Here is a 20,000-nt window from a genome sequence, read left to right as displayed (position 1 = left end):
CGGTAGTCTTGTCCGACGCGCATCGGTGCCGGTCGCGGGCGAGGGACACGCCCGACCGGGTTTCTCCGTCTCGGGAATGCGTCACCCGCTCGCCGCGTTGTCAGATTCGCTCGCCACTTCCGGCGGCCGTCCCCATCCCTTTTCGATTCCGAGGAGACGACCATGCACGCCGAATCCGTCCAGACCGGTTCCGTGGCCACCACGACCGACTCCGCCCCCGCGGTCCGCCCCGGTGAGAACCGCATCATCTGGCTGCTGCTCGTGGCGGCCTTCGTCGCGATCCTCAACGAGACGACCATGGGCGTGGCGATCCCCCACCTCATCACCGATCTCGGCATCACCGCCGTGCTCGCCCAGTGGTTGACCACCGCCTTCATGCTCACGATGGCGGTCGTGATCCCGATCACCGGCTTCCTGCTGCAGCGACTGACGACCCGCGCCGTGTTCATGACGGCGATGTCGCTGTTCTCGTTCGGCACGCTGATCGCCGTGCTCGCACCGGGCTTCGAAGTGCTCCTCGTCGCGCGCGTCGTGCAGGCGTCCGGCACCGCGATCATGATGCCGTTGCTGATGACCACTCTGATGACGATCGTCGCCCCCGCCGCACGCGGTCGGATGATGGGCCGCGTCAGCATCGTGATGGCACTCGCACCGGCGATCGGTCCGACCATGTCCGGCTTCGTGCTGGAGAACCTCGGCTGGCGCTGGATCTTCGCGATCGTGCTTCCCATCGCCCTCGCCTCGCTCGCCATCGGCGCGCGGTGGATCTCGAACGTCGGCACCCAGACGCACGCGCGCATCGACGTGCTCTCGGTCGTGCTCTCGGCATTCGGCTTCGGCGGCGTCGTGTTCGGTCTCAGCCAGATCGGCGGCGGCTCGCACGGCGGTTCGGCGGATGCGGCGGCCACCGCCTCGTCGTTGACCCTCGTCATCTCGCTGGTCGTCGGGGTGCTGGCGCTCGCCGCGTTCGTGTGGCGGCAGTTCGTCCTGCAGCGCGAGAACCGCGCGCTGCTCGATCTGCGCGTGTTCCGCTTCACGAACTTCACGATCTCGGTCGCGCACTTCGCGGTGCTCTCCCTCGCCTTCTTCGGCACCATCACCGTGCTCCCGCTGTTCGCGCAGAACGGGATGAACCTCAGCCCGCTCGTCACGGGTTTGATCGTGCTGCCCGGCTCGCTCGCGATGGGACTCGCGGGCCCGCTCATCGGCCGCATTTACGACCGCTGGGGCACCCGTGTGCTGCTGCTGCCCGGATCGATCCTCACGGTCTCGCTGCTCTGGGTGTTCACGACGCTGTCGGAGACCACCCCGATCTGGGAGCTGGTGGTCACCCAGACTCTGCTCTCGGTGGGTCTCGCCATGTCGTTCACGCCCCTGTTCACGGCGTCGCTCGGTTCGCTCGCGCCGCGTTTCTACTCGTACGGCAGCGCCATCGTGAGCACGGTTCAGCAGGTGGCGGGTGCTGCCGGTATCGCCGTCATGATCACGATCATGAACGCGGGCTTCGTCGCCAACGAGGCATCCGGCGACGCTGCCGCGTGGGCGGCGGGTGCGCGCAGCGCCTTCATGTTCGCCGCGATCGTGGCGATCCCGACGATCATCGGCGCACTGCTCATCCGCAAGCCCGCCGATTCGATCGACGCTCCGCCCGCAGGACACTGACGCCGGCGGAGCCCGGAAGGGGTCAGTCGATGCTGCAGGAGCCGCCGCCGCAGCAGCCGAAGGACTCCTCCGGGCTCGGCTGGCCGTTCTCGTCCTCGGTGGGACGGACGTTCAGCAGCTGGATGGGCGAGGGCTTCGTGGACATGACGACCATGCTACGTCCGCTCGGTGCGCCTGTCGCCATGGTGAGGCGATGAGCGCGCCGTGGTGTCTCAGCCGTTCCCGCGGAGCCGTCTGCACGAGAGCCCGCGGTCACAGCGGTCTGCACAATCGATCCGGGACCTCGCGGATGTGGTCGGACCGGGAGGCGGACGCGCCGTTCTGCCCCGGCTCCGGCGTGCCCGCTGACGCCGCACCACGCCTGGCTGACGGGTTCCCGCACGGTGCGGCACTCTGCGAGATCTGTTGGGGCTTCGTCATCCTGGAGGACGGCGCCCTCGCGTCGCACGACGCCTTCCGCGGCGCCGCTGATGCGGCAGAAGCCGACCGTCGCGGCGCGTGGTTCAACGCTCACGGCTGGTGACGCCTCTCTCGGCGCGACCCGTAGGCTCGAGCGTATGAGGCACACCGGACGGATGCGGATCGTCGTGATGGGCGTCTCGGGCGCCGGCAAGTCGACGGTCGCCCTCGCCCTGGCGGCGCGCCTCGGCGGTGTCTACCTCGACGCCGACGATCTGCACGACGAGGCGGCTCGGGCCAAGATGGCCGCCGGCGTGCCGTTGACCGACGAGGATCGTGCGCCGTGGCTCGGACGCGTCGGTCTCGCCTTCGGCACGGCGAGCGAAGCAGGGCCGGTCGTCATCGCCTGCTCGGCGCTGCGACGCCGGTACCGTGATCTGATCCGCGCCGAGGCCACGGAGCCCATCTTCTTCGCCGCGCTCGAGCTCGACGAGGACACCCTCGCGAAGCGCATCGCGGCACGCACCGATCACTTCATGCCGGTCGCCCTGCTCGCGTCGCAGCTCGACACGCTCGAGCCTCTCGAGACGGACGAGTGGGGTGTGACGGTCTCGACGCGGGAGAGCGTCCCGGATGTCGTCGCGCGGATCGTCGCGGCCCTGCCCGATCAGGGGACGATCGAGTCCACGTAGCCGCCGTCGACGCGCACTGCGGCGCCGGTCGTCGCCGACGCGAGGGGCGAGGCGAGGTAGACGACCATGTTGGCGATCTCGTTCGGCTCGATGAGCCGCCCCAGCAGGGACTGCGGCCGCGCCGTACGCATGAACTCGCGCTGCGCCTCGTCCCACGGCAGCTCACGTCCGACGACCTGCGCCACGAACTCCTCCACGCCGGGAGTGTGCGTGGGCCCGGCGATGACGGCGTTCACCGTGACGCCGGTCCCTGAGGCGGCCTTCGCGAATCCGCGCGAGGCACCGAGCACGGCGGTCTTCGAGGTTCCGTAGTGGATCATCTCTGCCGGGATCACGACCGCCGAGTCGCTCGCGATGTTCAGCACGCGTCCCCAGCCTCGCTGGATCATCTGTGGCAGCAGCTCGCGCGTCAGGCGCACACCCGACAGCACGTTGGTCTCGAAGAAGCGCCGCCATGCGGCATCGTCGATCTCGAGCGCCTCGGCGGCCTCGAAGATCCCCAGGTTGTTCACGAGGACGTCGACGCGTCCGGCCTGCGCCACCAGGGCCGCCGCGCCCGCCTCATCGGCCGCGTCGGCCACGATGCCGCGCGCCGCATCTTCGACCTGCGCGTTGATCTCCGCCACGGCGCGCGCGACGGATTCCTCGCTGCGCCCGTTCACGATGACCTCGGCTCCCGCCTCAGCCAGGCGCAGCGCGATCGCGAAGCCGATCCCCGCCGAGGACGCGGTCACGAGCGCCGTCTTTCCCGTCAGGTCGATGGACACCATTCCGGTTCGTTCGAGTCGCATGCTTTCTCCCTCGTCTCGGCCGTCGCGCGGCGTCGGATGCGGGCGACGCTACCCGCCGTATCCGGCGCCCGTCTCCCGACAGGAGTCGAGGGCCGCTCAGACGGCGGACGGGGTGGAGATCGAGCCTCCGGCTGCGCGCACCTCGATGCCGCCGTCTCGGCGGAGGATCGTCGCGAAGGTGCGTGTGCAGCCCCGGCAGCGCACGATCGCGGCCGCCGCATCCATCTCCACGGACCATTCGGCGAGGGCGGCGCTGCGGCCGCAATGACCGCACGTCAGCAGGAGCAGAGCGGGGTCGAGCCCGGCGAAGGCATCCAGCATGCCGGCGAGCGCGTTGCCGTCGAGGCGCTGGGCCACGCGACGCGGGTCGGGGCGGACGTGCGGCGTGCTGTCCATCAGGATCCTCCGAACCTCTCGGTCTTCACGCGCGCGGCATCGTGTCCCGCCGCGACCATCGCATCGGCGGCCGCCTCGACGAAGCTCGTCGGACCGCAGATGAACGTCAGCGGATGCTGCGCCGGCATCCACGTGGCCTGCGCGATGCGCTCCGCATCGAGGCGACCGACGCGTCCCGGCCATCCGGTGGGCGCCTGACGGGTGTAGGCCCAGGTCACGTCGAGGCCGGCGGCACCCAGCCGTTCGACCTCGTCCCGGTACAGCGCGTCGGCCGCCGTGCGCACCGAGTACAGCAGCCGGAACGGCGCGCCAGCGCTCATCGCCGCCCGCGCACGCGCCATCGCGAGCAGCGGCACGATGCCGGAACCGCCCGCGATGAGCTGCACGGGCGACGGGTCGGCGGGATCCCACACGAAGTAGGCACCGAGCGGCCCCTTGACCTCGAGTGCGTCGCCCGGCTCGGCGACGCGGACGAGGTAGGGCGACACCTCTCCCTCGGGGATCTCGTCGACCGCGATCTCGACGCTCTCCCCCGGACCGGAGGAGGCGATCGAGTACGAGCGCTCGGCCTGGTAGCCGTCGGGCGCGGTGAGGCGGATGTCGAGATGCTGTCCGGGGGCGTTGCCCGGCCAGCCGGGGACGGCCAGCGTCAGTCTGCGGCCGTGCGCGGTGTCGGGGACGGCGTCGGCGACCCGCGCGGCGAGCCAGTCGCTGGTTCTCACCAGTAGCGTTCCTCTGTCCACGGATCGCCGTGCAGGTTGTAGCCGTTCTGCTCCCAGAAACCCGGGTCGTCGTGCTTCTGCATGCTGAGCCCGCGCACCCACTTGGCGCTCTTCCAGAAGTACAGGTGCGGTACGAGCAGACGCGCGGGGCCGCCGTGCTCGGGATCGAGGGGCTTTCCGTCGAACGCATAGGCGACCCACGCCTTCCCGCCGCGCAGGTCGGCCATGGGCACGTTGGTCGTGTAGCCGCCGTACGAGTGCGCCATGGCGAACTCGTACGACGTGTCGATGCCGGCGAACAGCGTGTCGATCGAGACGCCGCGCCAGGTCGTGTCGAGCTTGGACCACCGCGTCACGCAGTGGATGTCGGTGTGGACGTCCTCGGCCGGCAGCGCGAGGAACTCTGACCAGCTCCAGGAGGTGACCGCACCCGATTCGGTACGGATCGAGAACGACCACTCGCTCTCGGCGATACGCGGGGTGGGCCCGGCCGAAAGGACGGGGAAGTCCGCCGTGAGGTACTGACCCGGTGGGAGTCTCGGGTCGGACTCCCGCCGTCGCCCGCCGAATCCGCGTGTGAACTCCGCCATGACCGTCTCCGTCTCGTCGTTGGCTCAGGCTAACGCCGCCGCCCGCGGCGCAGAACCCTCTGCTCCCATCGAAGTCTGCCGCGTTGCGCCGAGGCCGCACGGCACCCGTGTCGAGGCGATGCTCGACACGGGTCGCACCCCGCGCATCCACCCGCCCCTAGCCTGTGAGGGATGCGGCCGTGCACGCGGACGGCCGGGGAGGCGGAGCATGTCGCAGATACGCAGCAGCGGGCGCAAGGTGTCCCACGGGGCCGGGTTCTGGATCGTGGCGATCGCCTTCCTCCTGGTGATGGCGTACTCGACCGTACCGACCCCGCTGTATCCGCTGTACCAGGAGCTCGATCACTTCCCCGTGTCCATCGTCACGGTGATCTTCGCCGCCTACGCCGTCGGTGTCGTCTTCAGTCTCTTCTTCCTCGGGCACATCAGCGACTGGACCGGGCGACGACGGATGCTGGTGATCGCCGTGCTCGTGTCCGCGGTCTCGGCGGTCATGTTCCTCGCCGTGATGAGCGTGCCGGGTCTGATCGCCGCCCGACTGGTCAACGGCGTCAGCGTCGGGATCCTGACCGCGACGGCGACAGCGCACCTCGGCGAGCTGCGCCAGGCGGCGCGCCCCGACGAGAACGCGATCGTCGCGGCATCCGTCGCCGGAGCCGCGAACATCGGGGGCCTGGCCCTGGGGCCGCTCATCGGAGGCCTGTTCGCCGAGTTCCTCCCCGATCCGCTCGTCCTCCCCCACGCGGTCTTCCTGGTGCTGCTGCTGCTCGCAGCGGTCGCGCTGCTCGCCGTCCCCGAGACCGTTGCGACGCCGGATCCGCGCCCCTCGTACCGTCCGCAGCGCCTGGCGGCGCCGCCCGCATCCCGCCGGATCTTCATCGCCGCCGGCTTCGGCGCCTTCGCCGGGTTCGCCCTGTTCGGCCTGTTCACCTCTCTCGCCCCGACCTTCCTCGCCGGAACGTTCGACCAGCACGACCACCTCGTCGCCGGCGCGACGACGTTCTCGGTGTTCGGTGCGGCAGCCGCGGCGCAGGTCCTGCTCGCTCGCGTGCCCGTGCGCGTGCAGCTGGGGATCGCCCGTCTCGCGTGCGCTATAGGACTCGTCCTGGTCGCGGTGGGCGCCGTCCTGCCGAGCCTGGCGCTCTTCCTGGTCGGCGGGGTGGTGTCGGGTGTCGGCGTGGGGCTGCTGTTCAAGGCGTCGATCGCGACCGCATCGGCTCTGGCGGACCCCGCCCGCCGCGGCGAGACTCTCGCCCTGATCTTCCTGATCGCCTATTGCGGGCTGGCCCTGCCGGTTCTCGCGGTCGGCGTCTTCCTGACCTTCGTCGACCAGACGGTGGTCCTCCTGATCTTCGCAGCGCTGGTGTTCGTCGCCACGGTGATCGCTGCCACGATGATGCGAGCGAGAAAGGCACAGGTATGAGCGATTCGACCCAGATCAGAACGGATGTGCCGCCCAGCGGCACAGGGTGCGTCGAGTGCGAGCAGACGGGAAGCTGGTGGCTGCATCTGCGCCGGTGCGCCGCCTGCGGCCACGTGGGGTGCTGCGACGATTCCCTCGGCAAGCACGCGACGGCGCATTGGCGTGCCACCGGGCATCGCATCATGCAGAGCTTCGAGCCCGGCGAGGACTGGTTCTGGGACTACGAATCCGAGACGATGGCGACCGGTCCCGAGCTCGCGCCCGCCCACTCCCACCCCGTGTCACAGCCGGCGCCCGGCCCCGCCGACCGGGTGCCCGCTGACTGGCAGACGCTGCTGCGGGAGTGACCGGCCGACACCGCGCGCACCAGGCCGTGCTCAGGAGAGCGTCGCCGCCACGCGGACGATGAGCGCTGCCACCTCGGCGGGATGCGTGTGCATCAGCAGGTGCGGGCCGTCCAGTTCGAGGATCTGGCGGGCTCCCGCGCGTCGATAGGCCCAGCGCAGCGCCTCCGGGTTGACGACCCGGTCGTCGAGGCCGATCACACCCCACGACGGTGTGGTGCGCCACGCCGCGGCCTGAGCGGGTTCACCGAGCACGGCCGAATCGAGCGGACGCTGCGTCACAGCGAGCACCCCGGCCTCGTCGTCGGGAAGACCCGCTGCGGCGAGGAAGGCGAACTCCCTCTCATCCACCCAGACGTCCCGGCGCGTACCGTCCCCGAGCTCCGGATAGGCGACCTCGCGGAAGAACTCCACCGCCGGTGCCGCAGGGAAGCGGGCATGGATCTCCGCCGCGCTCTCGCCCTCATCCAGGACATACCCGCTCACGAAGACCACGGCGGCGACGTTCTCACTGCGACCGGCGACACCGACCACCGTGGCACCGTAGGAATGGCCCACCAGCACGACGGGACCGGGGATGCGGGAGACGAACGCGCTGACGTAGTCGGCATCATCGGCGAGGCTGCGGTTCGAGATGGCGGGCACCCGCACCTCGAATCCCGCTCCCTGGAGTCGCAGCGCGACGGGCGACCAGCTCGCTCCGTCCGCGAATGCACCGTGCACCAGCACGATCGTCGGCATCTCTGCCATCACGATCACCTCGTCTCGCATGTGATGGCTTCGACGCTAGACGCGCACGGGTCGCGAGGGCTGCGACCGGGTGTCCCCTCTTGTCTCGACGCCTGTCGTAGCGTCGGACGAGACAGCCGAACGCTTCGGCACAGCGACGACGCCGTCAGATCCTTCCCGAGTGCTCCCAGTAGGCGGCGAGTTTCAGTGCGAGATGCAGCGTGCTGCGCGACAGGCCGTCATCGAGCGCGTCGCGCACCGGTTCGGGCATGTTCTCGAGCCGGTAGTAGAGCGTGGTGCGGTGGATGTGCAGCACGTCGCAGACCTCGCGGACGCGACCCGCGCCGTCGAGGAACGCTTCGATCGTCTGCCGGCGCAGTGGATCGGCGTCGTTCAGCAGTACATGCGCCGCCGGTGAGAACCGGGCGAGCCGGCTCGGATCGGCGATGACGTCGGAGATCAGCAACCACGGTCCGATCTCCTCCGCGGCCGCCCGCCCGCCCAGCGACGGGAGGACTTCGGCGACCGCCGCGGCGGCGATGGCCCGATCGGCGACCTCGCGCAGGTCGTTGTCCTCGCGCGTGAGGCTGGCGGAGCCGATGGCACGCAGAAGTACGTCCTCCGCGGCCGTCTCGGCGGCGATCGCGGCATCCGTCGCATCGGTGTCCGACGCGTGTCCCAGAAACAGCAGCGAGGCGCCGTCCTCCCCCAGGAACGTGAGGCGCACCCCGGGAAGGCTCTCCAGTGCCCGCCCGAGCGCGGCGCGCTGCACCACGCCGGTGTCGTAGCCGACGGCGACCGCGCGCACGACGCTGCCCGGTCCCCGCTCGACGCCGTACGACCGCACCGCGGCGGTGAGGGCCTCGCGGCGGGCGAGCACGTCGGCGGCCAGCAGATCCCGCATGACGGCGGTGCGCACCGAGACCGTCGCCGTGCGCGAGTGGGTGACCAGCAGGTCGCGCGAGACCGCGACGGCGGCGTCGATCGCGCGGTAGTCGTGCTCGGTGAGGGCAGGCATCCCGCCCGTGATGAGCCACAGGACTCCCACCGGTTCATCATCGGTCCAGATCGGGATGGCGAGCCGCTCACGGGCGTTGAAGCGCGTCAGATCGATCGTGAGGGGGCGTCGCGACTGCAGCAGCCGCAGGCTCTCCAGATAGGCACGCTCGTTCGGGGCGGTCTGACGGCGAAGAAGGGCTCGAGCCCTGACCTCGTCGATCTCGTCGCCCTGCGCGGAGGCCGCCACCGGACGATAGGCGAGGTCGTTGATGACGACGGAACGACCGATCGTCTCCGCCAGCTCGTCGACGACGTCTTGGAGGTTCATCGCGGAGAACCCGCTCGGACAGGGGAAGACGCGGGGGGATACGTCATGGGTGCTCCTTCGTGAGGATCGACACCCGGAAGGCTACCGAGGGGGTGGAAGGGGCTGGGAGGCCCGGGTAGTACCACTTTCCGTCGCCGCCAACCGCTCGACGAGGCGTGAGAAAACGGTGGCTGCCAGCGACTGCGGCGGCGCCGCCATGACGGTCATGATGTACCCCGGGAGAGAGCGCACGCCGAAGTTCTGGATCTCGACATCGAGCGTGCCGAGCCCTTCGACGATGATCGAGATCTGCGCGTCCTCCGGCCCCGACACATCGTGACGTTCCCAGATGCGCACGAAGTCCTCGTCGTGCGAGAGCTCCTGGATGATCTCCTTCAAGCGGGGTGAGTCCGGATCCGCGTCGCGTCGGAGGGTCGCGACGGCCGCCCTGGTCATCGACTCCCACTGATCGAGCGTGCGCTTCATCCTGTCGTTGAAGAGGTTGATCACGACGTTCTGCCCGGCCGCCAATCCGCCGAAGCCGAACGCCGCGGCGAGCGGATTGGCCACGACGACGTCGCGGTGCCGATCCGACATGTACGCGGGCGTATGCGTCCACTGCGCCAGCACGCGCGCGATCTGGTCCGCGACCGCCGCGTCCTCCGGGGCCCGCAAGGGGGGCGTGCCCGCGGCGAGGCGTCCGAGGTAGGCGCGGGACTCCGCATCCAGGCCGAGAACGCCCGCGAGCGCGCGCAGCACCTGGTCGGACGGACGGGCACCCCGACCCTGCTCGAGACGGAGGTAGTACTCCGCGCTGATGCCGGCCAGCTGCGCGACCTCGTCGCGACGAAGACCCGGCACGCGCCGACCCGGGGCGCGCTCCAGTCCCACCTCTTCGGGTTGGCGGACATTGCGTCGGGCACGCAGATAGTCGCCCAGTGCGCGTTCTCGTTCCATGGCTCTTCCTCCCCGCAGAGAAGAATGTACGTGATGGAGCGGGCGCTCCACATCCTCGGGAGGGTATCCGACGTCCTGCGGTGCCCACGGAGATCCCGCCGGGTGTCGGGCGCGCATTCGTCCGGTGTCGGAGCGCTCCCACGCCGCCGAGCGCCATACTGACGATGACGGTGCTCCCGCGGCCGTCGGAAGGGAACCCGATGGCCGAGAACGCGCGCCGCGCGGATCCCTCCGCATTCGTTCCGGGAGCCGTGCAGCAGTTCGGCTCCCCCTTGTCGACGCACGCTGTCTTCCTGGTGCTGCGCGTGGCCGCCGGGGCGGAGGCGCTCGACCGCGTGCGCGGAGTCCTCGCGGACCTCTCGGGCACGATCAAGGCGGTCGCCTTCCGCGATCCCTCGGCGACGCTCACCTGCACCGTCGGCATCGGGAGCGAGATCTGGCCGCGACTCGTGGGCACACCCCGTCCTTCCCAGCTCCGCCCGTTCGTCCCGATCGTCGGCGAGGCGCACACCGCACCGGCGACAGCAGGCGACCTGCTCTTCCACATCCGCGCCGACCGTGCCGACATCTGCTTCGAGTTCGAGCGGCAGCTCATGGACGCGCTCGGCGACGCGGTCACGACCGAGGACGAGACGGCCTGCTTCCGCTACTTCGACCGACGGGATGTGCTCGGGTTCGTCGACGGCACGGCCAACCCGGTCGGCGAGGACATCGCCGACACCGTGCTCGTCGGTGACGAGGAGCCCGCCCACGCCGGCGGCACCTACGTCGTGACACAGAAGTACCTGCATCCGCTCTCCGCCTGGCGCGCACTGCCGACCGAGGCGCAGGAGGCGATCATGGGCAGATCGAAGGCCGACAACATCGAGCTCGATGATGCGACGAGCGGTCAGAAGGCGCACAAGACGCTGGCCACCATCGTGGACGACGAAGGGGTCGAGCACGACATCCTCCGCGACAACATGCCGTTCGGCCGCCCGGGTGCCGCCGAGTTCGGGACGTACTTCATCGGGTGCTGCCGGGACCTCTGGGTGATCCAGCGGATGCTCGAGCGGATGTTCATCGGCGACCCGCCCGGGCTGCACGACCGGCTGCTCGACTTCTCGTCCGCGGTGACGGGCAGCGTGTTCTTCGCGCCGCGCCCCGACGTGCTGGACGGGCTCGACGACCAGCCGCAGAACGCCCCTGCCGCAACCGCGCCTCCCCCGCCCGTCGCGGACTCCTCGCTCGGCATCGGCGGCCGTTCCTGACGATCGGAAGGACTCTCATGGATCACCTCTATCGCGACCTCGCACCCATCACCGATGCGACCTGGGACACCCTGGACGACGAGGCGCGCACGCGACTGCAGCCCGCCCTCGGCGCCCGGCGCCTGGTCGACTTCGTCGGCCCGCTCGGCTGGCAGCACTCGGCGACGACGCTGGGACGCGTGGGCACGAGCTTCTCGACGCCGTTCGCAGGCGTCACCGGGCGTTCGCGCCAGGTGCTCCCGCTCGCGGAACTGCGGGCGGACTTCTCCCTGTCACGCAGCGAGCTCGACGATGACGCCCGGGGTGCGGTCGACACGGACCTGACTGGCCTGGACGAGGCGGCTGTCGCGCTCGCGAGTGCCGAGAACGTCGCCGTCTTCCACGGATGGGATGCCGCGGGGTTCGTCGGCATCATCCCGTCATCACCGCACGCGCCGCTCAGCGGCGCCGGAGAGCCGGGCCGACTCGCTCCCCTGGTCGCCGAGGCGATCGCCACGTTGTCCGGCGCCGGGGTCGGAGGACCGTACGGCCTCGCCGTCGACACGGCCACGTGGACCGAGATCTCCGGTGGGAGCGACGCGGGAGGCGCCGTGCTGCAGCGTCACCTGGAACGCATCCTCGGCGGACCGGTGGCGTGGACGCCCGGCATCACGGGTGCGGTCGTGGTGAGCATGCGCGGCGGCGACTTCATCCTGGAGTCCGGCCAGGACGTCTCGCTCGGATACGCGGCGCACAGCCGCGACGCGGTCGAGCTGTACCTGATCGAGAGCCTGACCTTCCGCGTCGCGACATCCGAGGCCGCGATCGCGATCCGCTGATCGGATCAGGCGGCGAGCACTCCCGACGCGGCGAGCGCCACCTGTTCGCTCATGCGGGCGAGCTCTCGCTCGTCACGGCCGATGCGCCACAGCTGGATGAGCGACTGCGACAGCGCGACGACGTTGGCCGCGGCGGCGACGACGTCCTCATCGGATCGGTCGCGACCGGCCGCCTCGGCCAGGGCCTCGGCCATGCGCTGCTCCATCTTCGTCATCGTGCCGGCCACGATTCGCGCGATCTCTTCGTCGGACCCGAACTCGGCGATCGTGTTCAGCATGAGGCAGCCGCGTCGGTCGGGGTGCGCCGCACAGTCGGCGCGCACGGCGGCGAGGTAGGCGCGGACGGTGTCGGCCACATCCTTCCCGGGCGCGAGGGCCGCCTCGACGAAGTCGAGACGACCGGCGCAGTAACGCCGGAAGATCACCAGGAACAGTGCCCACTTGCTGCCGTACGCCTGGTAAAGACTGCCGTTGGCCACGCCGGTGGCGGCCGACAGATCCGTCAGCGCGGAGCCCCGGTATCCGTGGACCCAGAACCGTTCGGTGACCGCGTCGAGGAAGAGCTCTTCGTCGAAAGATCGGGCGCGGGGCATGGCCCCCACCGTATCGTGCGTGTCGCTGTGGTCGGTTCAGCGCCTGCCGAACCAGCCCGCCAGCACGACGTGCCCGAGCGGAAGGAGCGAGAGCAGCATGAGGACCGATCCGAGCACCTCGTCGGAGGGACGCAGGAGAACGCCCGCGATCAGGGTCCCCGAGAAGATCACACCGCTCACGGCGCGCGTCGCCAGCTTCTCGGTGCGCGCGAAGCGTCGCTCGAGACGGGAGAAGTCGACCGTCAGGCGTCCCTCTTCGAGACGCGTGATGAGAGCGTCCGCGCGCCGCGGCAGTCGCGCCGTGATCGCGGCGACCGATGCCATCTCGCCGAGCATGTCGCGCATCAGGTTGCCGCCCTCGGCACGCAGGAGCTCGGATGCGTAGGGTTCGACCGCATCCCACACGTTGAACGCCGGGTCGAGCGTGCTGCACACGCCGGAGGTGATCGACATCGAGCGGATGATGAGCAGAAAGTTCTCGGGCAGCTGGAACGGCATCTCGCGGGTGACATCGCCGAACTGCTCGGCGAACTCCCGGAACTCCCGCGGATCGACATCGCGAAGCTCCGCGAACCCCATGCCGCCGAATCGCGCGAACAGCGTGGTCATGGCGCGTTCGAGCTCAGCGGTGTCTGCGTCGGGCAGCAGCACACCCACCCGACCGATCCCCTCGACCAGACGCTTGCTGTCGCGTGCGGCGACGGCGATCAGGAGGCCGCGGAGTCCGTCGCGCAGCGTGTCGGGCACCTCCCCCATCATCCCGAAGTCGATGAACGTCAGCCGGAATCCGCCGTCCACGCCGGCATCCGGCGTGACGAAGACGTTGCCCGGGTGGGGGTCGGCGTGGAAGAACCCGCGGCGGAACAGCTGGTCGAACATGACGCGGGCGAAGAGTGCGGCCACGGCCGCCGGATCGATGCCCGCCGCACGGAGGGCGTCCGCATCCGAGATCTTGATGGCGGTGACATCCGCCAGGGTGAGGACGCGGCGCGTCACGCGCTCCCACACCACGACGGGGGCGTCCACGCGCGGCTCGTCGGCGACGTCGGCCGCGAATCGCTCCGCCCAGGCCGCCTCGTGGAGGTAGTCGGTCTCGGCGAGGCTGGTGGCGGCGAACTCCTCGACCAGCGCCGGCGCATCGACACGCTCACGCACGATGCGGATGCGGCGCAGCCAGCCGCCCACGCGGCGAAGGGCGGCGAGGTCGACCGCGACGATCTCATCGATGCCGGGGCGCTGCACCTTCACGACGACCTCGGCGAACCCGACGTCCTGCGCGAGGGTGTCATGCAGACGGGCGCGGTGCGCCTGCCCGAGGGATGCTGCCGCGACCGGGGTCGGATCGAAACGCGCATATGCGCGTTCCAGCGGCATCCCCAGCTCCGCCTCCGCGGCGGCGCGGATGGCCGCGAACGGGAGCGGGGGCACCTCGTCCTGCAGGCCCTCGAGCTCTTTCGTGATCTCGGGCGGCAGCACATCGAGACGGGAGGAGAGGAACTGCCCGACCTTGATCATGAGCCCGCCGAGTTCGAGCGCGAGCGCATGGAACCGACGGGCCAGCCGCGTCATCCGCTGCGGCTGACGTCGCATCGCGAGACGCGTCAGGCCCAGGCGTGGCAGGACGAGCTCGAACCACCACACCTGGACGAGGGCGCGCGCGGCGAAGCGGATGATCCGGTTGTACCGTGCCCGGGCATCGGTCACGACCGCATCCACTCCGCCGTCACTTGCCGGCGGCACCGGGTTCAGTCCTCGGCGAGGATCGCGTACAGGCGCCGGCGCGTCTCACCGAGAGCGTCGACCGCCGCCTGCACCTGCTCCGGCGAACCGGTGCGGGCAACCTGGGCGACGACCTGGGCGAGCTCCATGCCTGCCTTCGGCAGCGCCGTCATACGTCCGCTGTCGCGCATCCCCGGCGCCTCCCAGGGAGCGTCGGACTCGGCGGCCTCCTCGGCCTCGGCGGCACCGGCCTCGGTGAGCGAGTACGTCTTGCGCCCGCCCGCCTCTTCGGCGACGATCAGGCCCTCGTCGGCCAGCAACTGCAGCGTCGGATACACGGAGCCGGCACTGGGCTTCCACGCCCCGCCGCTGCGCTCGGCGATCTCACTGATGATCTGGTAGCCGTGCATCGGCTGCTCGGCGAGAAGGAGCAGGACCGCGGCGCGGACATCGCCGCGACCGACACGGAAGCCGACCCGCTTGTCGACCGACGACCGCATCTGCTCCATGGCGTCCCAGAGACTTCCCGGCAGCCCGCCACCGAATCCTGCACCCGCGAATGGATTGCTCATCGTGACCTCCTCAGATCGTGAACGATACTTCACGATATATCGTTCATGTGGAGGTTGGTGCTGTCTTCAGAAGACTCTCAGCGGGCGGCTCACGGCTCGCCGAACCGATACGAGTCTGTGACTCGCCTATGCGCGCGTGTCGATCGATCCGTGTCGTAGCGTCGCAGTCATGAAGCGGACACTCCTGTTCTCCACCGTCACCCTGGCGCTCGTCGCGCTCTCCGGCTGCGCCGCGACGCCGGCGGCGCCCGTGCCGACCGTGCCGACCGGCGTCGCGGGTACCGCGACAGATGCGACCCCCACGCCCGAGCCCGAACCGGCTCGACTCGTCATCGGCATCCAGGCGATCGGGTATGAGCACGACGGACAGACTCAGGTCGTCTCGTACACCGAACTCGTAGACCTCCAGATCCTCCTGCGCTCGATCAGCGAGCAAGATCCCGTCCAGACCCCGATCGACGACCTGCCCGGATACAGCTTCCAGATGCAACGCTTCGACTACGACGGGATCGTCGTCGTCTCGGGTCCCGACGGCCCCGCACACGTCGCGGTGACGACCGCGAACTTCCACGGTGTGCCCGTCGCCACGCAGGAGGGGGTGACGGTCGGCTCGACGCGGACGGAAGCGATGGATGCGGGAGCCCGCGACGGCTTCGACGAGAACGGCGACGGTGTCGCGGACTGGCTCGATCTCGGTTCCGTGGAGATCTCCGGCACCCAGTCGCTCACGAACCCCGGCTCGGTCGGCATCCAGTTCGTGAGGCTCGGCCTCGACGGCGACACGGTGCGCGAGCTGCAGGCTCCCGCCGACGACTTCTCGGATCTCTGACCCGCGCGGGGACGACCGCTCAGAAGGGCGGCGCCTCGCCATCGGGCGCGCGAGATGCCCTCCCCGCGGATCCGGGGATGAAGCGGGGTGCTCGTCGCTCCGGTTCGACGCGGTAGCGGCGACCCGCGGGTGACGTCCAGACGATCACGTCGTCGGGGTGTTGACGGGTCTGCCATCCACCGTGGTGCTTGATGGTGTGGTGCCCCTTGCACAGCGGGGTGAGGTTGTCGGCGCGAGTCTCACCTCCGTGCTCCCACGCCACGGTGTGATCGATCTCGCAGCGATTGGCATCCATCCGGCACCCGGGTGCGGTGCAGCGTGCCGACCGCCAGCGCACCAGGCGCCGCAGATCGGCCGGCGGGCGGTACCGCGTGCGCCCCACGGAGAGCACGACGCCCGTCTCGGGGTGGGTGAGCACTCGCATCCATCCGTCCGCGGTTCCGCAGAGGGTGCGCGCGGTGCGGATCGGGATGGGCCCGACGCCGTCGAGTTCGGCCGGCGCGCTCGCCGCGGCGTCATCGTCGAGCAACGACAGCACCGGCACGGTGACAGCGATGGTGGCACGCACGCCCCGCACCGCCTCGGGATGATCGCTCACCTGTGCGTCGACCAGCAGATCGCCGAGCAGATCGGCGCGCACCTGATCGAGCGTTCGCGTCGCGAGCGTCCCGTCGACCTCGTCGCCGACGCTGGTCTCGGCGAGGTCAGCGCCGGCGGCGTGCTCCCGCTCGTCCGCCAGGAGGGCACTACCCATCGCGGTGAGCCGGTGGAAGATCGCCCGAGCCTCGACCGCCGGCAGGTACGCGGACAGCCAGGCCATGCCGTCGCTGTCCGCCTCGACCGAGACGCGCCGCATCCGCACCGCGTCGTCGTGGCGCTGCTCGAGCGAGACCGCCCTGGCCCGTTCGACGAGCGCGCGGACCGCGGAACGGAAATGACCGACCGGCATCCGCTCGGCGAGTTCGAGCGCGAAGGTCGCGAGCTCGCCACGCAGCGGTGCCTCTGCCGTATCCACCGTCTCGACCAGGATGCGGGCGTGCTGTTCCGTGATCGCGCCGCGCCCCAACGCATCGAGCACGGGATCGTAGCGCTCGGTGAGCGCGACCGCCTGCGACACCAGACGCTCGGCCGTCGACTCGGTGACGCGCAGAGCCTGCGAGAGCTCGAGCCGGAATGAGCGCTCGGCGATGCCGCGGTCTCCCCCGCGCGAGGCCGACTCGACGAGTGCCGCGGTACGCGCCTCGGCGATCGCGACCGCCCGCTGGGCAGCGAACGACGAGACGAGCGAAGCCATACCCACGACCTGGTCGATCAGATCGGGCTCATCGGCCCCGGACGGCGGCGCCTCCCACGACCGCGCGATGCGGCGGTCGTCGTCGATGGCGTCATCCTCGTCCATACCCTCACGCTAGGCCGGACCTCCGACATCGCGCCGCGATTCAGATCCCCGCACCGATGACCGTCAGAAGCCGCAGCTTCTCGGCGCTCTCCGACCCTGGCACGGCGATGTACACGAGGAGGGCGTGCGACTGCGAAGGGTCGAGCAGCGTCTGGCATTCCAGCTCCAACGCACCCAACTCGCGATGCATGAAGCGCTTGGTCGGCCGCGGGCGCACCCCGACCTCGCCCCGCGACCAGACGTCGCGGAACTCAGGGCTCCGCGCAGCGAGTTCCGCCACCATCTGCGATGCGCGGGAATCCTGGCCGCGGCGGGTCGCGATCTCGCGCAGTCCGGAGACCCACAATCGCGAGAGGAACTCGTGGTCGTCCGGATCGTAGAGCTCGCGGCTGGCCGGATCGGTGAACCATCGGTAGCCCAGGCTGCGCGCCGAGCCCGTCAGCGACGCCGTGTCTCCGGTGAGGGCAACGCCGAGCGGCGTCTGGCGGAGGGTCTCGCCGAGCTCCGTGACGATCTCGGCCGGTGTGTCGGTGAGGCGATCGAGGATCCGCAGCATGCCGGGGCTGACGTGTTCGCCCGAGACTCCGGCGACGGGAGGGTGGTGGCCTGCCAGAAGGAAGAGATGATCGCGCTCCGCGAGCGTGAGGTGCAGCCCTTGCGCGATGGCCGCCACCATCTGCGCCGACGGATGCGGACCCGTCGCCCGTTCGAGACGTGCGTAGTAGTCGGTGGACATGTGGCACAGTGCCGCGACCTCTTCCCGGCGGAGCCCGGTGGTACGTCTGCGGCTCCCGCCAACGAGGCCCACGTCGTCGGGCTGCAAGGCCTCGCGCCGCCGCCTGAGGAAGACGGCGAGCGCCTCGCGATCGATCTCCATGCGCCCTTCCTACCGTGCCGCGCGACTCGCAGCCACGGACCGTCGATCCACCCCCGGCGTACGTGAGACGTGGATCGACGGGTCCTGGTTGACCGGCACGGTGGGCGCGATGCTCGGATCACCCCGACCGAGGAGACCCCATGACCCGCACCGCACCTGATCTCCAACTCCCCGACCTCGCGGGCCGACGCGCCCTCGTGACGGGTGGCAGTGACGGCATCGGCCTGCGCATCGCCGCACGGCTGGCTCGCGCCGGCGCCGAGATCGTCCTGCCCGTGCGCAATCGGACCAAGGGGGATGCGGCCGTCGACCGCATCCGCGCCGACGCGCCGCGCGCCCGCGTGATCCTGCACGATCTGGATCTGGCGTCGCTCGCATCGGTGGCCGCGCTCGGCGAGGAGCTTCGAGGAGACGGCACTCCGCTGAATCTGCTGATCAACAACGCCGGCCTCATGTCGCCACCTTCGCGGCAGCTCACCGCGGACGGTTTCGAAGCGCAGTGGGGCACCAACCACCTCGGACATGTCGCCCTGGTCGCGGCGCTGCTCCCGCTCCTGCGCGAGGGTCACGCGCGCGTCGTGTCTCAGATCAGCGTGGCGGCGTCTAGCGGCCGCATCCGCTGGGACGATCTGAACGCCGAGCACAGCTACGACGCGATGACCTCGTATCGACAGTCGAAGATCGCGCTGGGGCTTTTCGCCCGCGAACTGCAGCGACAGAGCGTCGCGCGCGGGTGGGGCGTCGTGAGTGTCCTGTCACACCCCGGCGTCGCGCCGACGAGTCTGCTGGCGGCCCGTCCCGAGCTGGAACGCGCCACGGACACTCGTGGCGTGCGCCTGATCCGGTGGATGTCCGCACGCGGGCTCTTCGTCGGGACCCCGGACTCGGCGGCGCTCCCCGCCCTGCTGGCGGCAACCGCTGCGGACGCGGTCGGAGGCCATCTGTACGGCCCGTCGGGTCCGGGCCGCGTCGGCGGCGCTCCCGCCGAGCAGCGCCTCTACCGTCCGCTGCGCGACGACGAGGCCGCCCGACGCGTGTGGACGGTGTCGCAGGAGCTCACGGGAGTGGTGTTCCCGACCGACTAGTCGGCGTCGCCGGGCGGGTTGTGCATGAACTCGATGCGGATCCCGTTCGCGTCCTCGAGAAACGACGCGTAGTAGCGCTGGGTGAACCGCGGGTACTCCTTCGGAGCCCGCACCGGCATCCAGCCCGCCGCGACGGCGATCTCGTGCAGACGCTCGACCTCGTCGCGCGAATCGACCGCGAAAGCCAGGTGCTGCCAACCGACGCGGCCATGGATGTGGGGCCCGGAACCGCTCTCGCGCGCAGGCATGAGGATGAGTTCGGTCTCACCATCGCGCCACCACGAGACAGACGTCTCGGCATCGGCCCGCGTGTACCCGAGCGCGGCCATGATCGGATCGAACTGCCCCGTCGCGCTCGGCACGTCCTCGACGGTGATTCCCAGGTGATCGAAGATCGGCATGCGTCGATCCTGGCAGCATCCACCGACACGGCACACGAGGACCTGCTGCGACAATGGATCGTCGGCGATCGGAAGGCCCCTATGAAGCTCGAACACCTGGTGCGGTTCGTCGCTCTCGCCGAGCATCTGCACTTCCCGCGCGCCGCGCAGGCGCTGGGGGTACCGCTGCCCGCGCTCTACAGCACCCTCGACAAGCTCGAGGAAGAGGTCGGCCATCCCCTCGTCATCCGGGAGGCCCCGACCCGCCTCACCCCCGCCGGCATGCTGTTGCTCGACGAGGCGCGGGCTCGCATCGCCGACGCGCCCGCAGCAGCGGCGCGACCGAACACCCCGGGAGGCGGGAAGGCCAAGGCCTCGAAAGGCAAGGGCCGCGCCCCCATCGTGAAGGGGCAGCCGAAGCCCTACAAGAAGCGTCAGGGGCGCTAGCCGCGAGCGGCCGACGGTCC

The 20,000-nt window shown here is 70.2% G+C and carries 24 protein-coding genes; 10 read left to right on the top strand and 14 right to left on the bottom strand.

The genetic code is table 11. From position 1 onward, the window contains the following. Nucleotides 1-162 precede the first annotated feature (162 nt). The gene (locus QE374_RS15430) at nucleotides 163-1,662 is read left to right on the top strand and encodes a DHA2 family efflux MFS transporter permease subunit (protein WP_309736312.1); all 1,500 of its coding nucleotides are present in this window, start codon (nucleotides 163-165) and stop codon (nucleotides 1,660-1,662) included. 22 nt (nucleotides 1,663-1,684) lie between these two features. On the opposite strand, the gene QE374_RS15425 is transcribed toward QE374_RS15430, so the two are convergent. Continuing rightward, entirely contained in the window at nucleotides 1,685-1,807 is a 123-nt protein-coding gene (locus QE374_RS15425) for a hypothetical protein (protein WP_309736310.1), read from the bottom strand. Nucleotides 1,808-1,951: 144 nt separating this feature from the next. Here QE374_RS15425 and QE374_RS15420 point away from each other — a divergent pair, with 144 nt between their 5' ends. Next, the gene (locus QE374_RS15420; RefSeq protein ID WP_309736309.1) at nucleotides 1,952-2,185 is read left to right on the top strand and encodes a hypothetical protein; all 234 of its coding nucleotides are present in this window, start codon (nucleotides 1,952-1,954) and stop codon (nucleotides 2,183-2,185) included. A 34-nt stretch (nucleotides 2,186-2,219) separates the two neighbouring features. After that, nucleotides 2,220-2,753, top strand: a complete 534-nt coding sequence (locus tag QE374_RS15415) for a gluconokinase (RefSeq protein ID WP_309736307.1) — start codon at nucleotides 2,220-2,222, stop codon at nucleotides 2,751-2,753. Here QE374_RS15415 and QE374_RS15410 read toward each other — a convergent pair. From QE374_RS15410 to QE374_RS15395, 4 genes are all read right to left on the bottom strand, one after another. After that, nucleotides 2,729-3,520, bottom strand: coding sequence for an SDR family oxidoreductase (locus tag QE374_RS15410; RefSeq protein WP_309736734.1), 792 nt, complete (start codon nucleotides 3,518-3,520; stop codon nucleotides 2,729-2,731). The genes QE374_RS15415 and QE374_RS15410 overlap by 25 nt on opposite strands. A 120-nt stretch (nucleotides 3,521-3,640) precedes the next feature. Then, complete coding sequence (locus tag QE374_RS15405; RefSeq protein ID WP_309736305.1) at nucleotides 3,641-3,940, bottom strand: DUF6510 family protein; 300 nt, start codon at nucleotides 3,938-3,940, stop codon at nucleotides 3,641-3,643. Then, a complete protein-coding gene (locus QE374_RS15400) occupies nucleotides 3,940-4,662 on the bottom strand; it encodes an FAD-binding oxidoreductase (RefSeq protein ID WP_309736304.1) in 723 nt (240 codons plus the stop codon). The genes QE374_RS15405 and QE374_RS15400 overlap by 1 nt, the downstream gene beginning before the upstream one ends. After that, complete coding sequence (locus tag QE374_RS15395; RefSeq protein ID WP_309736303.1) at nucleotides 4,659-5,252, bottom strand: sulfite oxidase-like oxidoreductase; 594 nt, start codon at nucleotides 5,250-5,252, stop codon at nucleotides 4,659-4,661. The genes QE374_RS15400 and QE374_RS15395 overlap by 4 nt, the downstream gene beginning before the upstream one ends. A gap of 208 nt (nucleotides 5,253-5,460) precedes the next feature. Between QE374_RS15395 and QE374_RS15390 the strand changes: the two genes are divergently transcribed. Next, nucleotides 5,461-6,675, top strand: a complete 1,215-nt coding sequence (locus QE374_RS15390; protein ID WP_309736301.1) for an MFS transporter — start codon at nucleotides 5,461-5,463, stop codon at nucleotides 6,673-6,675. Then, complete coding sequence (locus tag QE374_RS15385) at nucleotides 6,672-7,022, top strand: UBP-type zinc finger domain-containing protein (RefSeq protein ID WP_309736300.1); 351 nt, start codon at nucleotides 6,672-6,674, stop codon at nucleotides 7,020-7,022. The genes QE374_RS15390 and QE374_RS15385 overlap by 4 nt, the downstream gene beginning before the upstream one ends. Nucleotides 7,023-7,052: 30 nt before the next feature. Here QE374_RS15385 and QE374_RS15380 read toward each other — a convergent pair whose 3' ends face one another. The 3 genes from QE374_RS15380 to QE374_RS15370 form a co-directional block, all read right to left on the bottom strand. Next, entirely contained in the window at nucleotides 7,053-7,769 is a 717-nt protein-coding gene (locus QE374_RS15380; RefSeq protein ID WP_309736299.1) for an alpha/beta hydrolase, read from the bottom strand. A gap of 145 nt (nucleotides 7,770-7,914) precedes the next feature. Next, nucleotides 7,915-9,075, bottom strand: a complete 1,161-nt coding sequence (locus QE374_RS15375) for a helix-turn-helix domain-containing protein (protein ID WP_309736297.1) — start codon at nucleotides 9,073-9,075, stop codon at nucleotides 7,915-7,917. Between the two features lie 81 nt (nucleotides 9,076-9,156). Next, nucleotides 9,157-10,011: a helix-turn-helix transcriptional regulator gene (locus QE374_RS15370; RefSeq protein ID WP_309736295.1), complete on the bottom strand. Its 855-nt coding sequence runs from the start codon at nucleotides 10,009-10,011 to the stop codon at nucleotides 9,157-9,159. A 200-nt stretch (nucleotides 10,012-10,211) separates the two neighbouring features. Between QE374_RS15370 and QE374_RS15365 the strand changes: the two genes are divergently transcribed. Continuing rightward, on the top strand, nucleotides 10,212-11,261 hold the full coding sequence (locus tag QE374_RS15365) for a Dyp-type peroxidase (RefSeq protein ID WP_309736293.1): 1,050 nt from the start codon (nucleotides 10,212-10,214) through the stop codon (nucleotides 11,259-11,261). A gap of 17 nt (nucleotides 11,262-11,278) precedes the next feature. Next, nucleotides 11,279-12,079: a family 1 encapsulin nanocompartment shell protein gene (locus QE374_RS15360; RefSeq protein ID WP_309736291.1), complete on the top strand. Its 801-nt coding sequence runs from the start codon at nucleotides 11,279-11,281 to the stop codon at nucleotides 12,077-12,079. Nucleotides 12,080-12,084: 5 nt separating this feature from the next. Here the strand turns inward: QE374_RS15360 and QE374_RS15355 are convergent, their stop codons facing one another. Genes QE374_RS15355 through QE374_RS15345 form a run of 3 tightly spaced genes read right to left on the bottom strand, consistent with a single transcriptional unit; the run spans nucleotide 12,085 to nucleotide 14,963 of the window. Next, nucleotides 12,085-12,672, bottom strand: a complete 588-nt coding sequence (locus QE374_RS15355) for a TetR/AcrR family transcriptional regulator (RefSeq protein WP_309736289.1) — start codon at nucleotides 12,670-12,672, stop codon at nucleotides 12,085-12,087. 36 nt (nucleotides 12,673-12,708) lie between these two features. Next, nucleotides 12,709-14,376 carry an AarF/UbiB family protein gene (locus tag QE374_RS15350; protein ID WP_309736287.1) on the bottom strand — a complete coding sequence of 556 codons (1,668 nt, stop codon included), beginning with the start codon at nucleotides 14,374-14,376 and terminating at the stop codon, nucleotides 12,709-12,711. Nucleotides 14,377-14,417: 41 nt separating this feature from the next. After that, nucleotides 14,418-14,963: a PadR family transcriptional regulator gene (locus QE374_RS15345; protein ID WP_137417445.1), complete on the bottom strand. Its 546-nt coding sequence runs from the start codon at nucleotides 14,961-14,963 to the stop codon at nucleotides 14,418-14,420. A 169-nt stretch (nucleotides 14,964-15,132) separates the two neighbouring features. Between QE374_RS15345 and QE374_RS15340 the strand changes: the two genes are divergently transcribed. Next, the gene (locus QE374_RS15340; RefSeq protein ID WP_309736284.1) at nucleotides 15,133-15,792 is read left to right on the top strand and encodes a hypothetical protein; all 660 of its coding nucleotides are present in this window, start codon (nucleotides 15,133-15,135) and stop codon (nucleotides 15,790-15,792) included. A gap of 19 nt (nucleotides 15,793-15,811) precedes the next feature. Here the strand turns inward: QE374_RS15340 and QE374_RS15335 are convergent, their stop codons facing one another. After that, nucleotides 15,812-17,191 carry a DUF222 domain-containing protein gene (locus tag QE374_RS15335; RefSeq protein ID WP_309736282.1) on the bottom strand — a complete coding sequence of 460 codons (1,380 nt, stop codon included), beginning with the start codon at nucleotides 17,189-17,191 and terminating at the stop codon, nucleotides 15,812-15,814. 40 nt (nucleotides 17,192-17,231) lie between these two features. Beyond that, entirely contained in the window at nucleotides 17,232-18,068 is an 837-nt protein-coding gene (locus QE374_RS15330; protein ID WP_309736279.1) for a helix-turn-helix transcriptional regulator, read from the bottom strand. Nucleotides 18,069-18,208: 140 nt separating this feature from the next. On the opposite strand from QE374_RS15330, the gene QE374_RS15325 reads away from it, so the two are divergent. Then, the gene (locus QE374_RS15325) at nucleotides 18,209-19,153 is read left to right on the top strand and encodes an SDR family oxidoreductase (RefSeq protein ID WP_309736277.1); all 945 of its coding nucleotides are present in this window, start codon (nucleotides 18,209-18,211) and stop codon (nucleotides 19,151-19,153) included. On the opposite strand, the gene QE374_RS15320 is transcribed toward QE374_RS15325, so the two are convergent. Beyond that, on the bottom strand, nucleotides 19,150-19,554 hold the full coding sequence (locus QE374_RS15320) for a VOC family protein (protein WP_309736275.1): 405 nt from the start codon (nucleotides 19,552-19,554) through the stop codon (nucleotides 19,150-19,152). The genes QE374_RS15325 and QE374_RS15320 overlap by 4 nt on opposite strands. 81 nt (nucleotides 19,555-19,635) lie before the next feature. Here QE374_RS15320 and QE374_RS15315 point away from each other — a divergent pair, with 81 nt between their 5' ends. Then, nucleotides 19,636-19,980: a LysR family transcriptional regulator gene (locus QE374_RS15315; protein WP_309736273.1), complete on the top strand. Its 345-nt coding sequence runs from the start codon at nucleotides 19,636-19,638 to the stop codon at nucleotides 19,978-19,980. Nucleotides 19,981-20,000 lie beyond the last annotated feature (20 nt).

Source organism: Microbacterium sp. SORGH_AS_0428 (assembly GCF_031453615.1).
Classification (GTDB): domain Bacteria; phylum Actinomycetota; class Actinomycetes; order Actinomycetales; family Microbacteriaceae; genus Microbacterium.
The sequence above is the reverse complement of the archived record's forward strand: the minus strand, read 5'-3'. Positions and strand labels throughout refer to the sequence as shown.